Source organism: Neisseria sp. P0021.S005, from assembly GCF_051956955.1.
Genome location: NZ_JBQCWY010000820.1, coordinates 1 through 857, shown reverse-complemented (window position 1 = coordinate 857; position 857 = coordinate 1). Strand labels below are relative to the sequence as shown.

Annotated in this window: 1 protein-coding gene and 1 pseudogene; one reads left to right on the top strand and one right to left on the bottom strand. The window is 45.7% G+C overall.

Going from position 1 to position 857, the window contains the following annotated elements; all coding sequences use genetic code 11:
* Nucleotides 1-110, top strand: a pseudogene (locus ACTHUE_RS19540) (adenine phosphoribosyltransferase); the annotation flags it as partial.
* Nucleotides 111-155: 45 nt separating this feature from the next.
* On the opposite strand, the gene ACTHUE_RS19535 reads toward ACTHUE_RS19540, so the two are convergent.
* The gene (locus ACTHUE_RS19535) at nt 156-845 is read right to left on the bottom strand and encodes a toxin-antitoxin system YwqK family antitoxin (RefSeq protein WP_440424229.1); all 690 of its coding nucleotides are present in this window, start codon (nt 843-845) and stop codon (nt 156-158) included.
* Nucleotides 846-857: the final 12 nt, after the last annotated feature.

The following is an 857-nucleotide window of genomic DNA, read 5'->3' as shown; positions in this document are numbered from 1 at the left end:
TAATCGAAGCGGCTGCCATTTTGGAATTTACCGACTTGGACGGCGGCAAAAAAATCCGTGAAAGCGGCGCGCCGTTATTTACCCTGTGCCAAAACAAAGGCTGTATGTAATAAAAAACCGCAAGCTGCTCAGCCTGCGGTTTTTTATGATTAAAATTATTCGAGGACGTATCCGTCCGTATCCCAAAAAGTTTTTTTCACCAACTGGTCGTCTTTATAAACCAACTCGGATTTCTTCGCACCATCATCATACCAATCCAAAATGATGCCGCTGCGTTTGCCATTGCGAATACTCAATTCAGACACAACGCGGCCATTTTCATCCCAACTGATGATCTCCGTCGGTTTGTCATTGCTTATCATCATTTCAGTTTTCGGACTGCCGTCTGAATACCATTGTTTCCAATGACCATTGGCTTTATCGTGCTTAAACTGAATTTCGCTTTCTTTCACACCATTTCGGTAATAGCGGGAACCCACGCCCTCACTCAGGCCATTTTGATAAGGCATCACCGCAGATTTTTTGCCATTTGGATACCAGTTAACCCATTCACCATGCGGCTTGCCGTTGCGATAGCTGCCAACCATCTTTTTCTGACCGTTGAAATGCCACAGGGTCAGCGTACCGTTATCCAACGCCGGCACAAAAACCTTAATCTGACCGGCAGGTACTTCATAAGGATCAGAATATTTTTTCATCGATGGATAGTAAAAATCCTGCACCTGCGCCTTGCCTGCCTCAATCTTGTATTGGCGGACATAAGCAACCGAATGCATGGTCGCCGTCAGTTTACCGTTTTGATTGAAATAAACGGTATGTTGCTGGGCAAAGGCGGCAACGGGCATACTGAACAAGGC

Bases quoted from the DNA above. Each gene is read 5' to 3' on its own strand.
- ACTHUE_RS19535 (WP_440424229.1), bottom strand. From the start codon at position 845: ATGCCCGTTGCCGCCTTTGCCCAGCAACATACCGTTTATTTCAATCAA.